Below are 3,402 nucleotides of genomic sequence, written 5' to 3' on the forward strand. Positions count from 1 at the left end.
TGAAAATGAGCAAATAAAAATGTAGCTCTTTCTCTACAGGAAATCTTTATATACTTGATTATTTGTTGCGTATTTCCTTCAAAGGTATGTTTACAAATTAAATCAGGATGCTACAATAATGATTAATATTTCAATTATTTATAGCAGAAGAAAAAATCTGGCGTTGTCTGAGTTTTAAGCTTTTGATATTTCCGCGCCCTTTCCTGCCACTGCTATAAAAGTTTTTCATCAGGGTAAGCATTTATTTCAAATAGAAAAACAATATGTCTACTAGACACCAAAGTAATTGTGCCTAGAAAAAAGCTCTGAGGAAAAAATCATGAATCAACAAAATATCTCTAGTTATGTTGGTCTCATTCAATCTTTATTAGTTTGCCCTAGTGGTGATGAAAATAAAATTTTGCAAGCTAATCAAAACTTGATAGACCATAAATTAGTTCAAGTAATGAAACAAATAGCAAAAATGAACAACAGAATTGGTAATTTGAATGCTCAATGGTTGCAAAATTTGGCGATAATGTTAGAGACTAACTTAGAATATGCTTCCCAACCTGTAAATCGGGAAATATATCGAAATTTACTCATGCAAGTTTTACAAGTAATCTCAGAGAATGAAGGAAAGCCTGAAGCGGTGTATTCTGTACTAGAATATAATCAAGATAAGCTGAATCAAAATTTCCTAACAGTGCTGCGAACTTGGCCTGGAGAAAATATCCAAAAAATGGAGCCTCAATTAGCACAAAATATTGCTCTAGATGTTGTTAATTTGAGTAACCTGATTTTACAATTTCCTTTTGGTAATCAAAGTAATAACGTAGAAATAGCAATTGTAGGCTATGAAAATGCTCTACAAGTCTTATCCCGTCAACAATTTCCGATAACTTGGGCAACTATCCAAAATAATTTGGGTACTAGCTACCATAAACGCATTGTCGGAAACCCAGAAGAAAATATCGAATTGGCGATCGCTTACTATTATCAAGCACTTCAAGTTAGGACTTACTCTACATTACCTGAAGCATGGGCAAGCACTAACAATAATCTTGGTAATGCCTATCAACAACGTAGCATGGGGAAAAGAATAGAAAACTTAGAGAATGCGATTAATTGTTATCAGAAAGCTTTAAGAGTCAGAACTCTAGAAAAGTTACCTCAAGAATGGGCGAGTATTCAAAATAATCTGGGTAGCGCTTACCACGATCGGATCGCAGGAGAGCAACAGGAAAATATTGAACAGGCGATCGCTTGTTATAATTTGGCTCTCAAAGTACGTACTCGCGAACAGTTTCCTACAGACTGGGCAACTACTCAAAATAATCTGGGAAATGCTTATCTAGATAGGATAACAGGAGATAGACAAGATAATCTCGAACAGGCTATCGCTTGTTTTGTTAGAGCGCAAGAAGTATATACTAAGGAAAGTTATCCTCTCTACTGGGAAATTATTTTCAATAATTTAGGTATCGTTTACAATGAACAGAATTTGAGAAAAGTTTGTTAGTGGTACTTAGAAATTTTACGATCAAAAAATGCTTGAGAGTTATTCTATCCTGAGCAGTTACGATGAACGCCTAATACGACTGAGTAAAATTGCTGCAACAACTGCTGTCCCTGCACTCAAATAGAAAGGTGCAGCCGGAGAAACTTGAGCATAGAGCCAGCCTGCAATCAAACTCGCAGGCAAGGCTGCTAAACCTACCAGCATATAAAACGTACCAATTTCTGCACCTCGCCGTTCTGGATGAACCAGGTCAGCTACAAATGCTTTCTGCACCCCTCGTGTCAATGTTGAATACAGCCCATAAAGAGCAAACAAACCCCAGATGGCTCCAGCCTGCTGAACCACTGCAAATCCCAGGTAGACAACTGCAAAGACTAGATAGCCGGTGATTAATAGTGGTCGCCGACCGACTCTATCTGATAAACGCCCCGCAACTAACCCCAGGCAAGTTTCAACCAAGTTAAACAGTGCATAGAGCAACAAAAGCTGTGTGCCACTGAATCCTAAACCCTGCGCCCGAATCAGCAAAAAAGCATCTGAAGAATTACCCAGGCTAAACAATCCAATAACTAATAAGTAATGTTGATAAATTGGGTTAAGTCCTCGCAGGGTAAATTGCGGTCTTTTTTTCAACTGTTCAGTTCGTGCAGTTGGTTTAGGTTCTTTAACCAGGAACAGTAGCAAGACGATTCCTAATAATGCAGGCAAAAGAGCGATCGCAAACACACTCCGATAATTTCCCGCAAACTGCTGCAAACACAGAATTCCCAGGAACGGTCCCACCACTTCTCCCACTGTTTCCAGGCTATGATGCAACCCAAAAGCTTGACCGCGTCGTTCGGGAGCGCAGTTCTCAGCAATCAAAGCATCACGGGGAGCAGCTCGTAATCCTTTCCCCACTCGATCTATTAGACGGGCTGTCAAAACATGAACCCATACTCCAGACAAAGCCAATCCTAGTTTGGACACTGCCCCCAATCCATAACCTGCAACAGCAAAGGGTTTACGTTGACCGACTCGGTCAGACATCCAGCCGGAATAGAGCTTGAGAATACTTGCCGTACTTTCTGCAATGCCTTCGACGACACCGACTGTCCAGATAGGAGATCCCAAGACGCTTGTCAGGAAGACTGGAGTCAGAGGATAGACCATCTTGCTGGCCAGATCGGTGAATAAGCTAACCAGACCAAGCACTCGAATGGTGCGATTCAGTTTGAAAGTTTGGCTGTCGATAGGATTTTGCATTATGCAATTTATTCTCAATATTACCTTTGAATCATAGCAGTTTTAGAATTGATGAGGTACACAATTCTGGAGCAATAGGGAGATTAATGTTAGAGCCAAGCCAAGCCAAAAATTTCAATCCTTGGCTAATAGCTAAAGTTATCTCAAGATGACTTAATCTGATGAAATTAGTTTGCAAATAATATCAGACATGGAGAAATTATCTTTAGAGAATAGTTGAAATTAGGTAATAAAAAATCTATTTTATCTGAGGGAAATAGGCGATCGCCAAGTCTTCCCTCCTGACTCCTGATTAATACGCTCTTTCCAATTATTGATATAATATAACAGTAAAAATAGCAGAGGGAAACTCAATGATAGCTAACCAAAATCAATTCTATGTTTCTCCAGAAGACTATTTAGCTGGAGAGCGAAAAATCCGATTAAACATGAGTATAGACAAGGCAAAATTTATGCAATGGTAGGGGCAAAGAAACCCCACGTTATTATTGCTAGTAACTTAGTCACAGAACTAAATATTCATCTGCGCGATAATGACTGTATTGTACTTACTTCCGATATTAAAGTTCGACTAGAAGAAGCTAATTGTTATTATTATCCTGATGTGGCAGTAACTTGTGATGAACGGGATTTAAGCTTAACTGAAGACTTTATTC

General features: G+C 38.9%; 3 protein-coding genes. 2 read left to right on the top strand and 1 reads right to left on the bottom strand.

The window, feature by feature from the left end:
- Positions 1 to 319: 319 nt before the first annotated feature.
- Positions 320 to 1,501: a tetratricopeptide repeat protein gene (locus F6K13_RS24640; RefSeq protein WP_124154848.1), complete on the top strand. Its 1,182-nt coding sequence runs from the start codon at positions 320 to 322 to the stop codon at positions 1,499 to 1,501.
- Positions 1,502 to 1,558: 57 nt separating this feature from the next.
- Here F6K13_RS24640 and F6K13_RS24645 read toward each other — a convergent pair whose 3' ends face one another.
- Positions 1,559 to 2,746, bottom strand: coding sequence for an MFS transporter (locus F6K13_RS24645; RefSeq protein WP_124147734.1), 1,188 nt, complete (start codon positions 2,744 to 2,746; stop codon positions 1,559 to 1,561).
- A gap of 457 nt (positions 2,747 to 3,203) precedes the next feature.
- On the opposite strand from F6K13_RS24645, the gene F6K13_RS24650 reads away from it, so the two are divergent.
- The coding region (locus F6K13_RS24650) for a Uma2 family endonuclease (RefSeq protein WP_353735713.1) at positions 3,204 to 3,402 on the top strand (199 nt) is incomplete at its 3' end.

The organism is Okeania sp. SIO2B9, assembly GCF_010672505.1.
Taxonomy (GTDB): Bacteria; Cyanobacteriota; Cyanobacteriia; order Cyanobacteriales; family Microcoleaceae; genus Okeania; species Okeania hirsuta.